The organism is Novosphingobium percolationis (assembly GCF_020179425.1).
GTDB lineage: Bacteria > Pseudomonadota > Alphaproteobacteria > Sphingomonadales > Sphingomonadaceae > Novosphingobium > Novosphingobium percolationis.
Map to the genome: position 1 here is coordinate 230,707 of NZ_JAILYM010000005.1, position 18,423 is coordinate 249,129.

General features: G+C 67.4%; 14 protein-coding genes and 1 pseudogene. 7 read left to right on the forward strand and 8 right to left on the reverse strand.

Annotation, left to right across the window (positions count from 1 at the left end; genetic code table 11):
- Positions 1-32 precede the first annotated feature (32 nt).
- The 3 genes from K3A84_RS14565 to K3A84_RS14575 are packed head-to-tail and all read right to left on the reverse strand — an operon-like array spanning position 33 to position 2,617.
- Entirely contained in the window at positions 33-497 is a 465-nt protein-coding gene (locus K3A84_RS14565; RefSeq protein ID WP_225010076.1) for a DUF2497 domain-containing protein, read from the reverse strand.
- Positions 498-542: 45 nt separating this feature from the next.
- Positions 543-2,015 carry a TolC family outer membrane protein gene (locus tag K3A84_RS14570; RefSeq protein WP_225010077.1) on the reverse strand — a complete coding sequence of 491 codons (1,473 nt, stop codon included), beginning with the start codon at positions 2,013-2,015 and terminating at the stop codon, positions 543-545.
- 5 nt (positions 2,016-2,020) lie between these two features.
- Entirely contained in the window at positions 2,021-2,617 is a 597-nt protein-coding gene (locus tag K3A84_RS14575; RefSeq protein ID WP_225010078.1) for a protein-L-isoaspartate O-methyltransferase family protein, read from the reverse strand.
- A gap of 203 nt (positions 2,618-2,820) precedes the next feature.
- Here K3A84_RS14575 and K3A84_RS14580 point away from each other — a divergent pair, with 203 nt between their 5' ends.
- The 4 genes and pseudogenes from K3A84_RS14580 to K3A84_RS14595 all read left to right on the forward strand — a co-directional run bounded on the left by K3A84_RS14580 (position 2,821) and on the right by K3A84_RS14595 (position 7,822).
- On the forward strand, positions 2,821-4,335 hold the full coding sequence (locus tag K3A84_RS14580; protein ID WP_225010180.1) for a fumarate hydratase: 1,515 nt from the start codon (positions 2,821-2,823) through the stop codon (positions 4,333-4,335).
- A 1,086-nt stretch (positions 4,336-5,421) separates the two neighbouring features.
- Positions 5,422-6,267 (forward strand): annotated as a pseudogene (locus tag K3A84_RS20680) (sensor histidine kinase); the annotation flags it as partial.
- Between the two features lie 39 nt (positions 6,268-6,306).
- Positions 6,307-7,026: a LytR/AlgR family response regulator transcription factor gene (locus K3A84_RS14590; RefSeq protein WP_404823169.1), complete on the forward strand. Its 720-nt coding sequence runs from the start codon at positions 6,307-6,309 to the stop codon at positions 7,024-7,026.
- A 145-nt stretch (positions 7,027-7,171) separates the two neighbouring features.
- Complete coding sequence (locus K3A84_RS14595) at positions 7,172-7,822, forward strand: PilZ domain-containing protein (protein ID WP_225010080.1); 651 nt, start codon at positions 7,172-7,174, stop codon at positions 7,820-7,822.
- Position 7,823: 1 nt separating this feature from the next.
- On the opposite strand, the gene K3A84_RS14600 is transcribed toward K3A84_RS14595, so the two are convergent.
- Together K3A84_RS14600 and K3A84_RS14605 are read right to left on the reverse strand one after the other, a co-directional pair.
- Positions 7,824-9,620, reverse strand: coding sequence for a tetratricopeptide repeat-containing sulfotransferase family protein (locus K3A84_RS14600; protein ID WP_225010081.1), 1,797 nt, complete (start codon positions 9,618-9,620; stop codon positions 7,824-7,826).
- 274 nt (positions 9,621-9,894) lie between these two features.
- Entirely contained in the window at positions 9,895-12,948 is a 3,054-nt protein-coding gene (locus tag K3A84_RS14605; protein WP_225010082.1) for a TonB-dependent receptor domain-containing protein, read from the reverse strand.
- Positions 12,949-13,214: 266 nt separating this feature from the next.
- Between K3A84_RS14605 and K3A84_RS14610 the strand changes: the two genes are divergently transcribed.
- On the forward strand, positions 13,215-13,766 hold the full coding sequence (locus K3A84_RS14610; protein ID WP_225010083.1) for a hypothetical protein: 552 nt from the start codon (positions 13,215-13,217) through the stop codon (positions 13,764-13,766).
- Between the two features lie 13 nt (positions 13,767-13,779).
- On the opposite strand, the gene K3A84_RS14615 is transcribed toward K3A84_RS14610, so the two are convergent.
- Positions 13,780-14,946 carry an aspartyl/asparaginyl beta-hydroxylase domain-containing protein gene (locus K3A84_RS14615; RefSeq protein WP_225010084.1) on the reverse strand — a complete coding sequence of 389 codons (1,167 nt, stop codon included), beginning with the start codon at positions 14,944-14,946 and terminating at the stop codon, positions 13,780-13,782.
- 171 nt (positions 14,947-15,117) lie between these two features.
- Between K3A84_RS14615 and K3A84_RS14620 the strand changes: the two genes are divergently transcribed.
- On the forward strand, positions 15,118-15,423 hold the full coding sequence (locus tag K3A84_RS14620) for a hypothetical protein (protein WP_225010085.1): 306 nt from the start codon (positions 15,118-15,120) through the stop codon (positions 15,421-15,423).
- A gap of 17 nt (positions 15,424-15,440) precedes the next feature.
- Here K3A84_RS14620 and K3A84_RS14625 read toward each other — a convergent pair whose 3' ends face one another.
- Positions 15,441-15,641: a DUF2093 domain-containing protein gene (locus K3A84_RS14625; RefSeq protein ID WP_225010086.1), complete on the reverse strand. Its 201-nt coding sequence runs from the start codon at positions 15,639-15,641 to the stop codon at positions 15,441-15,443.
- A gap of 26 nt (positions 15,642-15,667) precedes the next feature.
- A complete protein-coding gene (gene xseA / locus K3A84_RS14630) occupies positions 15,668-17,137 on the reverse strand; it encodes an exodeoxyribonuclease VII large subunit (RefSeq protein WP_225010087.1) in 1,470 nt (489 codons plus the stop codon).
- Between xseA and purD the strand changes: the two genes are divergently transcribed.
- A complete protein-coding gene (purD, locus tag K3A84_RS14635; RefSeq protein WP_225010088.1) occupies positions 17,136-18,413 on the forward strand; it encodes a phosphoribosylamine--glycine ligase in 1,278 nt (425 codons plus the stop codon). The genes xseA and purD overlap by 2 nt on opposite strands.
- Positions 18,414-18,423 lie beyond the last annotated feature (10 nt).

The following is an 18,423-nucleotide window of genomic DNA, read 5'->3' on the forward strand; positions in this document are numbered from 1 at the left end:
GTCTGCGCGTTATCGTGCAAACGCTGGAATTGTCAGCCCTTCTTGCCGACGATCCGGGCGATCTCACTCGCCACCATGCGTTCCACCATCGGCGGCAGGTTCTTGTCGAGCCAATCGGCCAGCATCGGGCGCAGCATTTCGCGCACGAGGCCTTCGAGCGAGGTTTCGCCCGAGCGCACGATCTGCGGCTGGGCACCGGGTTCGGACAGCATGGCGAGCGCCGCGAGCGAATCGCGCATCGAAGCGACGGTGGTTTCGGGAATCAGTGGCGAATCCGGCAGCGCGTCATGCGCGTCGTCCGCTTCGCGTTCCTCCGAAAGAATCTGGGCGGCGATCTCGGTGAGGTCAAGTACCTCGTGGGTCCGCGGGGCAGGCATGCTGGCCTGCGGCTCAACACGCGGGCGCGTCTGAACCGCTTCGATCCGGTTATCGCGGGCGATCACCTTCTTGATCGATTCGAGGATTTCCTCGACCGAGGGTTCTCCAGCCTGACGCATGATCCGAATCCCGTGCCCCATATGCAGCGCCTGCGCGAATCCCCCTCAGGGCGCAGGTTGCGGCGGAATTGTCGCATCCTGTGCCGCAGAGTCAACGGTACGGGTTGCTACGGGCTTGGGCGCAGGGTCTTTGGCCCAGTCCCAGATCTTGCCCTTCACCCTGTCGTAGTTGACCTGCGGATCGTAGAGAACCGCGCTGTCGGGCCCGGCGTCGAGCGCCAGATCGCGGGCCTGCGCCTTGCCCATCGCCGCCAGCAGGTTGAAGCCTGCGACATAGGCGTTGCGCCGCGCGGCCACCAACTGCACCTGCGCGCGCAGCAGTTCCTGCTCGGCATCAAGGATGTTGAGGATCGTGCGATTGCCCACGGTGTTTTCCGCACGCACGCCTTCAAGGCTGAGCGCGGCTGCTTCGACAGCGGTCTGGTTCATCGCGATGACGTCGTTCGCCGCCTTCCACGAGGTGTACGCCGAGCGCACCGTGGCGATGACCTCGCGCTCGATGGCGATCTCGCGCTCCATGGTCGAGCCCTCGATCGCCTGCGCCTGGCGCTCGCGCGCGGCGGGAAGACCGCCCTGAAACAGCGGAATCGAAGCCGAAATCCCGGCCTGCGCACTGCCGTAGTGGTTGGCCACGGTGCCCGGCGCGCTGCCGTTGACGGGCACCGAGTTGAGGTAGTTGTTGTAGCTCGTGCCCGTAAACACCGACAGGCGCGGCAGCCGGCCCGCGCCAGCGACGCGCACGTCGTAGGCGGCAGCCTTGCTGTCGAGCCGTGCGGCGGCAAGGTCGGGGTTGTTGGCGAGCGCGGCTTCCACCGCGTCCTCGGGCGAGGCGGGAAGCCCTGCCAGCGGCGGCGGTGGCGCCAGTTCCTGCGGCGCGCGGCCGACCACCTGGATATAGCGTTCGCGGCTGGAGACGAGGCTGGCTTCGGCCGTGCGCAGATCGCCGCGCGCGAGAGCAAGGCGCGAGTTCGACTGGGCGACGTCGGTGCGGGTCACGTCGCCGATCTCGTAGCGGTCACTGGTGGCCTTGAGGTTGACCTCGAGCACCTGGACGTTGCTGCGGTTGAGCCCGACGATCGCCTGATCGCGGATCACGTCCATGTAAGTGGCGACCACTTGCGCGAAGACGCCGCTTTCGACGCCGCGCAGGTCGGCCTGCCCCGCTTCGACACGGACCTTGGCGGCGCGGATCGAGTTCCGGATCGCTCCGCCCGCATAGACCGGCAGCCCGAGGTTGGCGCCTGCCGACAGCACGCGATCGGGCGTGAAGCCGGGCGAGGCGCTCTTTTCCAGGTTCTCGGTATAGCTCGCCGTGCCCGAAAGGCTGGGCAGCGCGGCAGACTTCGCGATCGGCACGCCTTCATCCGTGGCGCGCTGGTTGGCACGCGCGGCCTGAAGGGTCGGGTTGGTCTGGTAGGCGGTGACGAGCGCCGAACGCAGGTCGTCGGCCATGGCGGGCGCGGCAAGCGCCGCGATCGCGCCGGCCAGCAGGCTTGCGCGCAGCGTCAGACGTTTCATGGGCGTCAGAAGCTCCACTTGGCCGGGGCGGCGTATTCGGGAATCGCGGCAAAATCGGCTTCGGCCAGCGTGGTGAACACCAGCTTGCCCGCGACCTTGCGGCCCAGCGCCAGACGGGTGACGCCACGTTCGACCAGGCCGGTCACGACGCGGCCCTCGGGGGCCAGCGCCGCCGCCAGCGCGGCGGGCAAGACTTCAAGCGCGCCATCGACGAGGATCAGGCTGAACGTACCCTGCGCGGCCCAGTCGTCGTCCGGCGCTGCGGTGGCGACGCTGGCGGCGAGCTTGCCCGCCAGCGCGGCGAGGTAGGCACACGCCTTGCCGATCACCAGCACGCTGTCGGTCGGCACCACTTCGGCGGCGGTCAGCATCTGGCCGTGCGTGAGGGCTGGCGCGAGAACCGAACCATCGCCCAGCGGCACCGCGCGATCCACATAGGCGACGGCGCGGCGGCCCGCGGGCACGAAGTCCTCGCGCGCCACGGAATCGAACGCTGTCAGGATGGCGGGATCGTTCACGCCGCTGACGCGCAGCTGGCTGTCGATCATCGCGCGACGCGCCTGCGCCATTTCGCTGGGCCCACGTTCTTCCACCAAGGTCATGCCATTTCCCTCAATCGCCGCCCGCGCATCGTCATGCGGTGCAGTCTATGACGTTGTATTGCCATGCACTGCGGGCGGTTCAATCCATGTTGCGACGGCCTGTAGAATATCACTGATGCTGCGCCAAGCGCTTTGCACGTCGCCGATCGGCGCGTAAGGGGCCTTCATCGATGGACAACGAGGGAGTCTGCGCCGTGGGCGAGATGGTGACGATCCGGGAAGCCGACCTGATCGAGAGCGTGGCCGATGCGCTGCAATATATCAGCTACTTCCACCCGATGGACTACATCCGCGCGCTGGGCGAGGCCTACAAGGCCGAGCAGGGCCCCGCGGCCAAGGATGCCATCGCGCAGATCCTGACCAACAGCCGGATGTGCGCCGAAGGCCACCGCCCGATCTGCCAGGACACCGGCATCGTCAACGTCTTCATCGAATGGGGCCAGGACTGCCGCCTCGAATCCGACCTGTCCTTGCAGGAAGTCGTCGATGAAGGCGTGCGCCGGGCCTACAACAATGCGGACAACAAGCTGCGCGCCTCGGTGCTGGCCGACCCAGCGTTCACCCGCCGCAACACCCGCGACAACACGCCCTGCGTGCTCCATGTCGACATGGTCAAGGGCAACAAGGTGACGGTCGATGTCGCGGCCAAGGGCGGCGGCAGCGAGAACAAGTCCAAGTTCAAGATGATGAACCCGTCTGAGAACATCGTCGACTGGGTGGTCGAGATGCTGCCCCAGATGGGCGCGGGCTGGTGCCCGCCGGGCATGCTCGGCATCGGCATCGGCGGCACCGCCGAACACTGCGTGCTCCTCGCCAAGAAGGCGCTGATGGAGCCGATCGACATGGCCCAGCTCAAGAAGCGCGGCCCCCAGACCGACATCGAGCGCATGCGCATCGAGATCTTCGACAAGGTCAATGCCCTCGGCATCGGCGCGCAGGGCCTTGGCGGCCTGTCGACCATCCTCGACGTCAAGATCATGGACGCGCCCTGCCACGCCGCGGGCAAGCCGGTGGCGATGATCCCCAACTGCGCCGCCACCCGCCACGCGCATTTCACGCTCGATGGCTCGGGCCCGTCGTATCTCGAACGGCCCAAGCTCGACGAATGGCCCGAAGTCCACTGGGCGCCCGATTCGGCGGCCAAGCGCGTCGATCTCGACACGCTGACGCAGGACCAGGTGCAGGGCTGGAAGGCGGGCGACCGCCTGCTGCTCAACGGCAAGATGCTGACGGGTCGCGATGCCGCGCACAAGCGCATCAAGGACATGCTGGCCAAGGGTGAAGAGCTGCCCGTCGATTTCAAGGGCCGCGTGATCTATTACGTCGGCCCGGTCGACCCGGTGCGCGAGGAAGTGGTCGGCCCGGCTGGCCCCACCACCGCCACGCGCATGGACAGCTTCTCCGACCAGATGCTCGACCTCGGCCTGCTGGCCAGCGTCGGCAAGGCCGAACGTGGCCCCGCCGCCACGCAGTCGATCGCCAACCACAAGTCGGCCTACCTGATGGCCGTGGGCGGCGCGGCCTACCTCGTCGCGCGCGCGATCAAGCAGGCCAAGGTCGTCGGCTTCGAAGACCTCGGCATGGAAGCGATCTACGAATTCACCGTGGAAGACATGCCGGTGACCGTGGCCGTCGACAGCGAAGGCCAGAACGTCCACCAGCTTGCCCCGCTGGTGTGGAAGAAGAAGATCGCCGACGAGCACCTGCTCCCGGCCTGATGGGTAACGGAACGGCGGCGCCATTCAGGGGCCGCCGATTCCACCAACGGCCGAATCCGTTCGACCGGGCGCGCTGGCCTTGGCGCGGAATTGCGGTGTAGAACGCCGCCAATGGCCACTGCCCCTGCTTATTCCCCGGAAGACCCGGACATCGCGCCTGCGCGTCCGCACGTGCCCGCGCGCCAGGTGGTGATGTCGGCCATTGCGCTGTGGCTGTGCTATTTCGCGCTGATCACGCTGCGCGGTCTGGTGGTCGAACTCGGCGAATTTCAGGAACTGCTGTGGCGCCGCGCGCTGGTCACGCTGGCGGGCATCGCGGTGACGTTGCTGGTCTGGCCGGTCCTGCGCCGTTTCGACGGGCGCAGCATCGGATTGCGCGTCGCCGCGTCGCTGGTGCTGATGCTGCCCGCCGCGCTGGCGCTGGCGGTGGTCAACCAGAAGGCCTTCGCGCCGGTCGAACAGCGTATGGTGGAGCGCATGGCCAAGGACGAGGCACTGCGTGCTGCCATGCCGCCGCCCGCAGCCACGGCATCGCCCACGTCCACGCCCGCGCCGGACCCTGTCCAGCCGATTCCCGGCGTGCGTATCCGCCATGATGTCTCGGGCAACGTGCTGATCGACGTGCCCGACCCCCTCCCGGCACCGCCACCCGCGCCCACGCGCGTCGTCCCGCCGGAACCGCCCGCGCCGCCTGCTCCGCCAGCCCTGCCGCACGATCCCGTGCCAGTGATCCGCGACCGCGCGGATGGCAGCTCGGAAATGCTCGCGCCCGGCGGCGTGGTCATCCGGCGCAACGCCGATGGCACCGCGCAGATCCGCGCGGGCGGCATGGTGGTGCAGGTCGATGGCGAAGATGCCGAGGGCATCGCGCGCGAGTTGGAAGACGCCCGCCGCCAGATGCGCGAAGGGGAGGAGGCCCGCCGCGCTGCGATGGCGGAAGCGCGCCGTTCGATGGCCGAAGCAGGCATCCCGGTGCCGCCTGCCGAGCCTGCGCCGGACAAGCCCAGGGTGAAGGCGAAAGCGGCGCCGGTGGCCAAGATGTCCGAAGCGCGCCACGTCGCTGCCATGCCCGCGCCGCAGCCTGCGCCGCGACCCGCCCAGCAGCCCGCCCCGAACCCTGTGCCATCGCCCACCGCGAGTGCGTCGGAAGCCGCCCCCGCGCACGTCCGCATCATCCGCAAGGCGGTGGAAGACGAAGGCCTGTGGCGGCAGCTTACCGACGTTGCGCTCGGGCGCTATTTCCTGCTGATCGCGTGGGCCGCGCTCTATCTCGCGCTCGGCAATGGCGAAATGGCGCGCGCCGCCGAACGCCGCGAAGGCGAATACCGCCGCGCGGCCAAGGCGGCGGAACTGCGATCCCTGCGCTATCAGGTGAACCCGCACTTCCTGTTCAACACGCTCAATTCGCTGTCGGCGCTGGTCATGGTCGGGCGCAGCGAACAGGCCGAGCGGATGATCCAGACGATCTCCAGCTTCTATCGCCACAGTCTTGCCAGCGACCCCACCTCGGACGTGCCATTGTCGGACGAGATCGCTTTGCAGCGCCACTATCTCGAGATCGAGGCGGTGCGGTTCCCGGAACGGCTGCGCACCGAATTCGACGTGCCCGATGCGCTGTTGACCGCGTGCGTTCCCGGCATGATCCTGCAGCCGCTGGTCGAAAATTCGATCAAGTATGCCGTGTCGGCCAGCACCCGGCCTGTCACCATCCGCATCGCCGCGCGCGAAGCCGAAGGGTTGCTGGTGTTGACCGTGGCCGATGACGGGCCGGGCAAGGTCGGCGAATCGGGCAGCACCGGCATCGGCCTGGGCAACGTGCGCCAGCGCCTCGCCGCACGCTTCGGGGATCGCGCCAGCGTCGAAAGCGGCGCCTTGCCCGCCGGGGGATACGCTACCGTCCTGACGCTACCCGTGATACGCCACGCGTGTTGATGATTCAGAGGCTTGGGGGAAATCTTGCGCACGCTGATCGTGGATGACGAACCGCTCGCGGTCGAACGGATGCAGATCCTCGCCGCGCGCATTCCCGTGCTGCAGGTGGTCGGCACGGCCAGCGATGGGGCACAGGCGCTACGCCTTGCCGAAGCGCTGACGCCCGATCTCGTCCTGCTCGACATGACCATGCCCGAAGTCGATGGCCTGTCGGTGGCGCGCGCGCTGGCCGATCGGCCGGGCAAGCCCGCCGTGGTCTTCGTCACCGCACACGATCACTTTGCGGTAGAGGCTTTCGATCTCGATGCGGTGGACTACGTGCTCAAGCCCGTGGCGCAGGACCGGCTCGAACGGGCGGTGGAGCGCGCGCAGGAGCGTCTTGCCGCCCGGCGCCCCGCCGACGTTGCGCCGCCACCTGCCAAAAGCGAGTGGATCGAGGAGTTCTGGGTGCCGCATCGCAGCGAACTGGTGCGGATCGCCGCAGCGGATCTCGATCGCGTCGATGCCGAGCGGGATTATGTCCGCCTGCACGTGGGCGAACGGTCCTACCTGATGCTCCACACCATTCAGGGGCTTGAGGACCGGCTCGATCCCGAACGCTTCATCCGCCTGCACCGCTCGACCATCGTGCGGCGCGACCGGATCGCCGGGCTGCGTCACGATGGGCTAGGCGTATGGTCGGCGGAACTGGTCGATGGCGCCATGCTGCGAATCGGACGCACCTATCTGCAACGCGCCAAGGCGATGGCGGGACGCTGAGCGAAGCATTCGATTGCGACCGGCATTTCTCATACAGAAACCGAAACGTTAGGTAACGGCTCGGCAAGATTCCCTATACTACAATGATTTCAGCCGGTTCGAGCGCGACGCCGGCGAGTTGTGGATCGCGCCGGGGGACGTGGGCTTGAGCCAGTGCGAGGACCAGCCGGAGGATCCAGCGCCCTTCGATCAGCGCGGAGCACCGCGTTTCACGTTGCTGATCCGCGTGGCCAAGCTGGTGGTCGACGGGGCCGAATTCCTCTGCATCCTGCGCGACGTGTCGATGACAGGGGCGAAGGTGCGGCTGTTTGCACCACTTCCCGATCATCAGGACTTGCGCATCGAGCTTGCCAACGGTGACCGGCACCCGGTCGATCTTGTCTGGCATTCGGACGACTACGCCGGTTTCCGTTTCCACAACGAGGTCGAGGTCGAGCGCCTGCTCGATGAAAGCCACGGCGGTTTCCCCCGTCGGCAGGTCCGCCTGCGCATCGCGCTCGACGCCATGCTGCATTCGGGCGGCGAGGCCGTGCGCATCGCTTTCCGCGACATCTCACAGCAGGGCGCGGGGATCGAGTGCGACAAGTGGCTGCTGATGAACGAACTGGTGCGCATCGACACCGGCGTGATGCCGCCGATCTACGGCAAGGTCCGCTGGCGCAGCCACCCGCGCTACGGCCTCGTGTTCGAACAGACCTTCAAACTCGACGAACTTGCGCGCATTTCCGCGCCGTTGCAGTTGCGCGATGCCTTGCGCAATGCTGGCAAGCCCCGGCCGGAGCAAGGCGCCGGCTGACCTAGATTTCGTACCCCATCTTTTCCGCCCAAGGCGCCAGGATTGGCAAGACCGGGTCCATGTGCGCACGATAGCGCCGCCACCGTTCGCGGGCATGGCCATAGATGGGGCGTCCCACTTGCGCGTAGCTGGCGGTGCGGACAAGACCGCGTTGTGCCGCGCTCTTCTGGTTGTCGAGCACTTCGTCGCGCCAAGGCAGGTCCAGGAAGCCAAGCAGCGGCCGCATTTCCCCCGCGAGATCCGCAACCATGCGCTCGTAGCGCACACGATGGACCTTGATCGGCAAGGCGTCGCAGGCGCGTTCCCAGGCGGTGAATACCGCGTCATACGTCCTCGCCGCCTCTTCGAGCATGGTGAAGCTGCGCATGGCGTGATTGAGCACGAAATTGGCCATGAAGCAGCTGAGCACCGCATCGCAGGGGTGCCGTTCCACCAGCACGATTGAGGCGGCGGGAAACAGCCCATGCACTTCGCGCATCTGCGCCATGTGCAGGGGATTCTTGTCGACCAGTCGTCGCCGGTCGAGCGCGCCGCACGCCGCCGCTTGGGCGCGGTAGAAAACGCGCGCCGCGTTAAGGCGTGCCACATCGGTCGTCGTTGCGAGATCTGCGAAGCGTGCTCGCGTCATGGGCAGCATGGGCTGTTCTTCCAACACGCTCAATTCGGGCATCGCCATCAGCAAGGTGTCGAGCAGGGTTGTTCCGGAGCGGGGAAAGCCCACGATAAAGGCCGGGTCTTGCAGGCCGTCGGCCGCGTCGACAGAGGCGGCGTGAGCAGCAAACGGCAAGGCATTGGCCGCCGCGACGGTTTCCCGAAAGCTCGGCCCTGACGATGGCGGAAACTCGGCGACCGCGGCGCGGTTCATGGTATCGAACCAGCCAAAGGCGGCGTCTGCGTCGCCGAGGCGATCGGCAATTTCGGCCCGCAGTTGCGCTGACCGGATCGGGCTGACCGTCGGCGCGATCCGTTCGGCTTCGCGCGCGGCTTCCTCGAACCGGTCGTGCCGGCGCAGGCTCCAGGCGCGCAGGAATGCCAGCTGGCCGCCGTCCAGTCCCCGCGCCTGCGCCGCAGCGATATGAGCATCGAGTTCATCGAGGCGGTTGAGGTTCTCCAGCAGCAGGCCAAGCTCGACATGCGCCGCGCCGAAATCGTCTTCGCCGGCGGCGAGCTTGCGCAGCTGCGTTTCGGCAGCGTCGAACTGCCCGTCGGCCGCCAATGCCAGCGCGAATTCCAGCGCCAGTTCGCGATCGTCGGGAAAGCGACCGTACCCCTCGCGCGCGGCGGCAAGGCGCGCATTCCGCCTCTCGAATCCGCGCAAGGCCTGGCACAGTGCCAGGAACACGGCGGGAAGCGACAGCCCGCCCGCAATCGCCGCTTCATAAGCGGCTGCGGCGCCCGTCACGTCGCCCATGGCTGCGCGGGCGTTGCCAAGGTTGTTCCATATCTCGACATCGGCGGGTTCGGCCGCGAGCGCTGCCTCATAGGCGCCGACCGCTTGCGGCAGATCACCTGCCTGCTGGTGGAGATAGCCGGCAAGGCGCGCCAGACGATGCTGGCCATCGTGGACGCGCACAAGGTCGAGCGCTTCGCCTGCGCGGCCTGTTTCGACCAGCAATGTCGCGAGGTTGCCACGCGCTGCCTTGTCCTGCGGTGCGAGCGCGAGTTGGCGTCGCAACAGCGGTTCGGCCCGCGCCCGATCGCCCAGGCGCGCGGCGGCCAGCGCGGCGATACCCAGCGCAGGCAGGAACTGCGGAGCATCGGCAAGAACCGCTTCCGCGACGGCGAGCGCGCCACGCATATCGCCTGCGCGCAGGGCCTGAAGCGCGGGGAGCAATCGGGGATCTGGCGTCATCGGAAGACCTGCGGGGGAGAGGTGATATCGGGCGCTGCGGCGTCGAACCGGGCTGGTGTGCCGAAACGGGCGATACTTCTGCGAAGGAGGGGGGGCTTCGCCGCGTTAGGGTGCATGGATGATGGATAGCGGCTCGATCTTGCCTGCGCGAGGCGCAAAAACGCAAAGGGCGGGACTCTTGCGAGCCCCGCCCCTTACATCCAGTCCGATCGTGCGCGACTTAGAAGTCGAGCGTGACGCCGGCGAAGATGTAACGACCCAGCGCGTCATAGACCTGCGCATAGGTGTTGCCGTTGCACGAAGACGAAGCGCAACCCGGCGTGCCGACGATCGGCGGCGCCTTGTCGAACACGTTGTTCGCGCCGAGGCGGAACGTGTAGTGATCGCCGATGCGGGCGTTGAAGCCCAGGTCGAAGTAGCTCACCGAGGGGATGTGCTTGTTGGCGGGCTGCACCGCGCCGGTCAGCGTGCGGTTGGTGCTGGTGCGATCCTGGTCCACGCCATCGAAATAGCGCCAGCGGATCGAGAATCCCATGCCACGCTTGGTTTCGAGACCGACGCGCATCTGGTGACGCCAACGCGGGTTGGGCGAGCCGCAGACCGCGCCATAACGCTGGGCGCATTCATAGGCCTTGCTGATGCCGTTGTCGGTGATCAGATCCACCAGGTAGGTGCCGACGAAGCTGGCGGTCACGCGACCGATGTTGCCAACCTGGCGGTTGTACGACGCAGTCACGTCGATGCCCTTGGTGCTCAGCCCACCGACGTTGTGCGGCAGGTTCACGACATAGCCGTCCGAGCTGCGCCACAGCGAACCCGAGGCATCGCGATGCACGAGGTTGCAGTAGGTCGGGTTGGCGGTGGTGGTGCATTCCGACACGATCGCGTCCGAACCGTAGCCCTGGATGGCGCCGTCGACCTTGATGTCGAAGTAGTCGACGCTGGCGTTGAAGCCGGGCAGGAAGGTCGGCGTGAACACGGCGCCCACGGTGTAGGTGTCCGAGGTTTCCGGCTGCAGGCTGCGTTCACCGCCGATGAAGCCGTTGTACTGGCCCGCCGGGTTCGGCGCGACGTACTGGCCCACGGTCAGACCCTGGGCAAGGCAGCCCGCGTCCGCAGCCGTGATGGTGAAGCCGGCGCAGGGATCTTCGGCACCGTCAAGCGCGACCCGCTGGGGAGCGAAGAGATCCTGCAGGGTCGGCACGCGCACCGCGCGGTTGTAACCGCCACGGAAACGGATGTCGCGGGTCGGCGCCAGCTCGAATTCTGCCTTGTAGGTGCTGGTGGAGAAGCTGTTGCCACCCGAAACCTTATAGCTCGAGTAGCGATAGCCGCCCGTGACCGTCAGGTTGTAGATGAAGCTGTCCTGGACGAGCGGCACGCGAAGTTCGCTGAAGAACTCCTTGACGCTGTAGTCGCCCTTAACCGGCAGCGTAGCCGCGCCCTGGCCGGCAAGGTCGCCGGTCTGGTAAGCCGCGTCCGCGGTGAAATCGAGCGTTTCCTTGCGGTATTCGCCGCCAAGCACCACGCCCACGCCATCGCTGGCCCACGGGGTCTTGAGGCCGTATTCACCCAGGTCGCCCGAGACGTAGCCGCTCAGGACCTGCTCGGTGTTGATGCCGCGTTGGAAGCCCGGGATCTGCAGGTAGTTGAGCGCGGCCTGGCTCACGCCGCCGGGGTTGAAGATGTCGTAGGGAACGCAGCCGCTCTTGTCGCCCTGCAGGGTCACGCGGCAAACGGGGTTGCCGGTCGACGGATCGGTGACGACGTCGAGCGCATTGGTCAGGCGCGAGACCGAGAAGTCGTTGAAGTACGTCTCGGAATAGTTGGTACGACCGTACTGGTAGTACACGTCGTAGTTCCATGCCTTGCTCAGCTGGCCCTTGGTGCCCAGGACGGCGCGGTAGCTGGTGTGCTGCAGGTCGTCGCGGCGCGCCCCGCCTTCGACGTTGCGGCGCAGGATCTGGGCAAAGCCCTTGGTGTACTGCTGGCCGGTGGTCGGGTCGGTGAACAGGTACGGCACCGAGCCGGGGGTGTTGCCGACGACGCTGAAGGCTTCGCGCGGATCGGCGCTGACCAGCAGGTTCTCGGTGTCGCAGACCACGGCCTTCTGCGCGGCGCCCAGCAACGGGTTGTCGCAGTTGAGCGAGAGGGTGTTGCCGAAATCGCCCGACGGGGCGATCTGCGCCACGGTGCGGTCATCCATGAACATGAATTCCATGTACGGATGCAGCGCTTCGCTGATTTCGTAGTCGGCGAAAAGGCCCGCCGTGTAGCGTTCATCGGGACGCTGGTAGTAGTTCAGCGGCGCGAAGTTGTACGGCGTGAAGCCCGGGTCGAGCGTGCGACCTGCGCCGATCTGGTACGCGGTCGAGGTGAACGCGCCATCCACGGTGTCGTACACGAACAGCGTGCCGTTGGCCGAGGTGGCCGAACCGCCGCAAGCGAACAGGCGGCCGTCCTTGTCGAACTGGGCCTGCGAACGGGCCGAGAGCGAGCACGAGCTGTAGTCGCGCGAGGACTGGAGGACCGGGTTGACCTTGCGATAGCCCATGTAGGCGGTGATATGGCCGTGGCCATCGTCGAAGCCGGTGCCGAACGACAGCGTCGCGTCAACCGCGCCGCCGTTGGTCGACGTACCCTTCGGATAACCGAAGCCGCGGCGATCCAGCTCCTGCGTGATCGCGGTGCCGGCGCGGTTGTTGTGGTTGTAGAGGCTGTACTGGCCGTCGATGCGGAAGCCTTCGAACTTGGTGTCCATCACGAAGTTGACGACGCCTGCGACCGCGTCCGCGCCATAGACCGACGAGGCGCCGCCCGTCAGCACGTCGACGCGCTTCAGGATCGCAGCGGGGATGATGTTGATGTCGGCGGCCGAGCTGCTCGGGTCACCCGGGACCACGCGACGACCGTTGACGAGGACGAGCGTACGGTCCGAACCGAGGCCGCGCAGGTTCAGCGTGGCGGTGCCGGTGGCGCCGTTGGAGACGTTGGAGCCCTGCCCGGCGAAGACCTGGGGCAGCGAGTTCAGCAGGTCTTCGACACGGGTTGTGCCGGTGATCTTGATGTCTGCGTTGGAAACGACGGTGACCGGGCTGACCGATTCAAGGTTCGGCGAGGCAATGCGCGAGCCGGTGACGACGATCGGCGCGGGCGCTGCGGCGTCGTCGGCCGAAGCCTGTGCGGCTTCCTGCGCGAATGCCGGGACGGCGATCATCGCCAGACCCAGCGCTGCAGGCGCGACGGTCGCCTTCAGCAGGTTACGTGTGTTCATGAGTTTCCAGCCCCTATGACGTTGGCAAAACGATCGTTCTGCCAGGTTCAGGCCGGGCGCGGCCCCACGCATTGCGCGGATGACACTGCCCCCGGATGATGTTCGGGTGCCCCAAACGGCGGTGCAGTGTAAAGGCGGCCCTCCGGGCGGGGCCGGATATTTGTTCCTGATGTAACCATTATGCCACACTATGGAAACTATCTCCCCGCCGCTTGCCAGCGGCCGCACGCTTGGCCAACCTGCGCGTGTCGAGGAGGATGCCCCAGATGCGATCGATACGATGGCCCGCCGCAGCGGTTGCAGCCGCGATTCTGACCGCCACCGCCATGGGGGGCGTGGACGCCCGCGCGCGGAAGGACGTGGCCGCCGCGACGCCCGACGTGGTGCGCCGACTGGTCGATTGTCGCACGCAGGCCGATCCAGCGCAGCGGCTGGCCTGTTATGATCGCGAGGCTGCGGCGCTCAACCAGGCTGTGGAGGCGCGCGACGTGGTCATCGCCGACAAGGCCGAGATGAAGACGGCGCGGCGCGGTCTGTTCGGGTTCAAGCTGCCGTCGCTGAACATCTTCGGCGACGGCCGCGAGGAGGACGACGAAGTCTCCGAGATCTCGTCGACGCTCACCGCCGCGCGCCCGATCGCGGGCGTTGGCTGGCGCATCACGCTGGCCGATGGTGCGGTGTGGGAGCAGATCAGCACCGATGAGCTGGTTATGGACCCGCGCGTGGGCGACAAGGTGACGATCAGGCGCGGTGCGCTCGGCAGCTATCGCGCCAACATCGACGGTCAGCGCGGTGTCAAGATGCGTCGGGTGGAGTGACCGTCCCGCTCTCCTAGAGCCCGCCGCCGGCGTTCGGGCTGCGCGCAATGATTTCCGTGATCGCGGCGCGTTCGGCGGGCGCGATGTCCGGGTGCCAGCAGTCGATGATCATGACGACGCGCAACTCGTCGCTGTCGTTGGCGGCCTCGTGCTCGATCGTGTCGTCGAAGACGAAGGCCTCGCCCCGCTTCCATTCGCGGGTTGTCCCACCGACGCGGAACCAGCAATCGCGCGGCACGATCAGCGGCAGGTGCGCCACCAGCCGGAAATTGGCGACGCCGACATGCGGTGGAATGCGCGTGTCGGGGGCGAGCAGCGAAAACATCGCGTTCGCTCCGCACCCAGGGATGGCTGGTTGCGGCACGTTCTGCAGGAACGCCATTGTGCGCGGGCAATGGCGGGCATTGGCCTCGATCACCTGCCCACGCTGGAGCAGGTGGATGGCGGTCCAGTCGCGCGATCGGTTGAGCGCGCGCCACTGCGCCAGCGGTTCGTCCTCGCCATAGGTCAGATAGGGTTGCAGGTCGGCGGTTTCGGCACGCAGCACCGCGGCGTATTCTTCCGCGATCACGTCGGTCAGCGCTTCCCACGCCTCAAGCCATGGAAACAGGTGGCGTTCGTGGAACTCGTTCTCGCGCAGCGCGGGGTAGTGGAAATGGGTGGGCGTGCTGTGCCATGCGCGGGTACGACGGCTTATGTTCGACACGAACCGCTCCGTACGCAGGCGCGCCGCATCGTCCAGCCCGCCCAGCACGGGCGACACTCCCGCCAGCAGGTTGGTTTCGACCCGTGCTTGATGCGCGGCATAGGCCTGTTCGGCATGGGCGACGGCGCCTTGCAGCCCGGGCGGCAGATCTCCTGACGGGCGCTGGGCGAGCGCTCGTCCGAAGGTTTCTCCGCAAGCGGGATCGCCCAACTGCTCCTGCAACGAAGCCTTGGCCAGCAGGCTGAAAAAATCGAGCGGCGCGCAGACCAGCGCCTGGTGCACGGCGGCCAGCGCGCCGCGCAGATCGCCCGTGGCGCGCCGGATCGCCCCGATCTTGCGCCATTCGTCCAGCCCGAAGCCATCCGGGGCTTCGGCCAGCATCTGCTCCATCAGCCGCAGCGCCGTGGCAGTGTCACGCTGCGCCAGTGCTGCATCGACCTCGCCGGAACGCCGAGCGCGTTCTTCCGCTTCCATCAAGCCCCGCCCTTTTTGCGCTGCAGCATCGATCCCGCGTACCGCAAGCAATTGACCCGGTTCGATTGTGGCCGCATTCTGGGCAAATGCAACCTGGCCCGTGGCGCGGCTGGCGGCCGTGATCTCGGTTCGCATCCGCCCCTTTCACGGAACGGATGGAGATATACCCCGATGAAACGCATTGCCGTGCCGCTGGCTGTCGCGCTGCTCCTTGCAGCAGGAACGGCCCATGCCGAACCCGCCGCGTCGAGTGCCGCTACGGGCGAGGCGGCCCCCGCAGGCCCCTCGGCCAAGCCCGTCAACGACAAGGAAGACGTCGGCGACAGCGGCCGGATGATCTGCCGCAATGTCGAGCAGATCGGCACCCGCTTTGGCGCGAAGAAGGTCTGTGCAACCGCGAGCGACTGGGCGGTAATGCGCGCCCAGCAGCGTGAAGGTGCCGAGCGCGTGCAGACGGGTCGCTGGAAGAGCGACTGACCGGCACGCGCAAAAGCCTACTGTCCCAGCAGCCGTTTCGTCGCGATATCGGCGCTGGCATAGGCTTCCTGCCGCTCAGCGCACCAGTAGCGCAGCATGTCGAGCGGGATCTGCGCGGCGGTCACGGCGCACAATACGTGGTCGCCGGCGGAAAGCTGGCGGAAGCTGCCGGGCAGGTAGTGGAGGCGGGCAAGGCGCCCGGTCGGTGACATCAGCATGGCCCGATCCTACGCCGTGCTGTCGCTCAAAGCAATTTCGGCTGTGCGTCGCCGCTGGCCGGCAGGCGGGGCTTGGGGGCGGGGCGCAGCGATGGCGGTGCTTCGCCTGCCGTGACGTCGAGCGCGCCATCGGCGAACTTGAGCGTCAGCGCGGTGCGCGCCGCTGCCGTCGCGCGGTCCTTGATCACCGCGCCGTCGCGATCTGTGACCAGCACATAGCCGCGTTGCAGCGGCGCTTCGGGATCGAGCGAGCGGCGCAGGCGGTCGAGCGCATCGACTCGGCCGCGCAGGGCATCGATCCGCTGCAGCACCGCTTCGGGGCGCAACCGCTGCGCCGCCAGCCGGTCGCTTGCCCGCGCCAGCCGCGCAGACAGCAGTGCAGGCCGCAGTGCGCCCGCCGAACGTCCCAGCGCGCCGCGCGCGATCTCGGTGCGGTGGACAAGGCCCCGGCGCAGGCGGTCGGTCAGGTCGTCGAGCCGCTGCGCTTGCGCTTCGAGCAGCGCCTGCGGGTGTGGCAGGCGGTCGCCGCGCGCGGCCAGCCGCTCGCGCGCAAGGCCCAGCAGCCGCACCATGCCGCGCTGCTTGCGCGCGTGCAGATCGCTGAGCGTGGCCGATAGCTCGCCCAGCACCGGCACCGCAATCTCGGCGGCAGCGGTGGGGGTGGGCGCGCGTAGGTCGGCGGCGAAATCGGCCAGCGTGGTGTCGGTCTCGTGCCCCACTGCGCTGATCACGGGGATAGAGCACTCCGCGATGGCGCGGACCACCTCTTCCTCGTTGAACGACCACAAGTCCTCGATCGAACCGCCGCCGCGCGCGACGATGACGAGGTCGGGGCGTGGCACCGGGCCACCGGGCTGGATCGCGGAAAAGCCGCGCACCGCCGCTGCCACCTGCGCTGCGGCCCCCTGGCCCTGGACCAGCACCGGCCAGACCACGACATGACTGGGGAAGCGGTCGCGCAACCGGTGCAGGATGTCGCGGATCACTGCGCCGGTGGGCGAGGTGACGACGCCGATCACGCGCGGCAGGAAGGGCAGGGGCCGCTTGCGTTCGGGCGCGAACAGCCCTTCGGCCTCCAGCCGCGCCTTGGTCTTGGCCAGCAGCGCCAGCAGCGCGCCTTCGCCCGCGATCTCCATGCGGTCGATCACGATCTGGTAGTTGGAACGCCCGGGATACGTGGTGAGCTTGCCCGTGGCGACGACTTCGATGCCATCCTCGACACGGAACGACAGCCGCTGCGCGTTGCCGCGCCACATCACGCCATCGAGCCGCGCCGATTCGTCCTTGAGCGACAGGTAGACATGGCCCGAGGCCGCGCGCTTCACGCCCGAAAGCTCGCCACGCACGCGCACGAAGCCGAAACGGTCCTCGACCGTGCGCTTGAGTTGTGCCGAAATCTCCGAGATCGACAGCACGGGGGCGTTGTCCCTATCGCGTTCGCTCGCTAGGAGCCCGCCAGCCGCGTAGTCGTCGTCGGGCGAAGAAGGGAAAGCCATGAATATCCTGCTGATCGGGTCGGGGGGGCGCGAACATGCGCTCGCGTGGAAACTGGCCCAATCGCCCTTGCTCGACAAGCTCTATGCTACGCCCGGCAATCCCGGCATCGCCGATCATGCCGACCTCGTCGCGCTCGACGTGACCGATCATGCCGCCGTGGTCACGTTCTGTGAAGGCCACCGCATCGGCCTGATCGTGATCGGACCCGAAGCGCCGCTGGTCGATGGCCTGTCGGATTCGCTGCGCGCCGCCGGGTTCTCGGTGTTCGGCCCCAGCCGCCTTGCCGCGCAGCTTGAAGGCTCGAAGGGCTTCACCAAGGACTTGTGCGCCCGCGCCAACATCCCGACCGCCGGTTATGTCCGCGCAAAGTCGCTGGAAGAGGCGCGCGCCGCGCTCGCCCGCTTCGGCGCGCCGGTGGTGATCAAGGCTGATGGCCTTGCCGCGGGCAAGGGCGTGGTCGTGGCGATGACCATGGACGAGGCGCAGGCCGCGGTGGACGACATGTTCGACGGCGCGTTCGGATCGGCGGGCGCCGAAGTCGTGGTCGAGGAATTCCTCACCGGCGAGGAAGCCAGCTTCTTCGCGCTGACCGATGGCGCGACGATCGTCTCGTTCGCCTCGGCGCAGGACCACAAGCGCGTGGGCGATGGCGATGTCGGCCCCAACACCGGCGGCATGGGCGCCTACAGCCCGGCGCGCGTACTGACGCCCGAGCTGGAAGCCGAAACCATCGCCAAGATCGTGGGCCCCACGGTCAAGGCCATGGCCGACGAAGGCATGCCCTATTCGGGCGTGCTCTATGCCGGGCTGATGCTGACGGCCGAAGGGCCGAAGCTTATCGAATACAACGCCCGCTTCGGTGATCCCGAATGCCAGGTGCTGATGATGCGGCTCGAATCCGACCTGGTCGAACTGCTGCTTGCCTGCGCGGACAGCAAGCTGGCCTCGATCGCGCCGCCGACGTTCACGCCCGAACCGGCGCTGACCGTGGTGATGGCGGCGCAAGGGTATCCCGGCACCCCGAAGAAGGGCGGACGGATCGACCACATCCCCGCTGCCGAGGCGACCGGGGCCAAGGTGTTCCATGCGGGCACGACGCTTGGGTTCGATGGCGTGCTGAGCGCGAGCGGTGGGCGCGTGCTCAACGTCACTGCCAAGGGCCGCACTGTGCGGGCCGCGCGCGATGCGGCCTATGCGGCGGTCGATGCGATCGACTTTCCGGAAGGTTTCTGCCGCCGCGACATCGGTTGGCGCGAGATCGAGCGGGAGGGCTGAGACCTTCCCG

Bases quoted from the DNA above. Each gene is read 5' to 3' on its own strand.
- K3A84_RS14605 (WP_225010082.1), bottom strand. From the start codon at position 12,948: ATGAACACACGTAACCTGCTGAAGGCGACCGTCGCGCCTGCAGCGCTG.
- xseA (WP_225010087.1), bottom strand. From the start codon at position 17,137: ATGGCTTTCCCTTCTTCGCCCGACGACGACTACGCGGCTGGCGGGCTC.
- K3A84_RS14600 (WP_225010081.1), bottom strand. From the start codon at position 9,620: ATGCGTGGCGCGCTCGCCGTCGCGGAAGCGGTTCTTGCCGATGCTCCG.
- purD (WP_225010088.1), top strand. From the start codon at position 17,136: ATGAATATCCTGCTGATCGGGTCGGGGGGGCGCGAACATGCGCTCGCG.
- K3A84_RS14565 (WP_225010076.1), bottom strand. From the start codon at position 497: ATGCGTCAGGCTGGAGAACCCTCGGTCGAGGAAATCCTCGAATCGATC.
- K3A84_RS14570 (WP_225010077.1), bottom strand. From the start codon at position 2,015: ATGAAACGTCTGACGCTGCGCGCAAGCCTGCTGGCCGGCGCGATCGCG.
- K3A84_RS14575 (WP_225010078.1), bottom strand. From the start codon at position 2,617: ATGACCTTGGTGGAAGAACGTGGGCCCAGCGAAATGGCGCAGGCGCGT.
- K3A84_RS14625 (WP_225010086.1), bottom strand. From the start codon at position 15,641: ATGCTGATGTCACCGACCGGGCGCCTTGCCCGCCTCCACTACCTGCCC.
- K3A84_RS14610 (WP_225010083.1), top strand. From the start codon at position 13,215: ATGCGATCGATACGATGGCCCGCCGCAGCGGTTGCAGCCGCGATTCTG.
- K3A84_RS14620 (WP_225010085.1), top strand. From the start codon at position 15,118: ATGAAACGCATTGCCGTGCCGCTGGCTGTCGCGCTGCTCCTTGCAGCA.
- K3A84_RS14580 (WP_225010180.1), top strand. From the start codon at position 2,821: ATGGTGACGATCCGGGAAGCCGACCTGATCGAGAGCGTGGCCGATGCG.
- K3A84_RS14615 (WP_225010084.1), bottom strand. From the start codon at position 14,946: ATGGAAGCGGAAGAACGCGCTCGGCGTTCCGGCGAGGTCGATGCAGCA.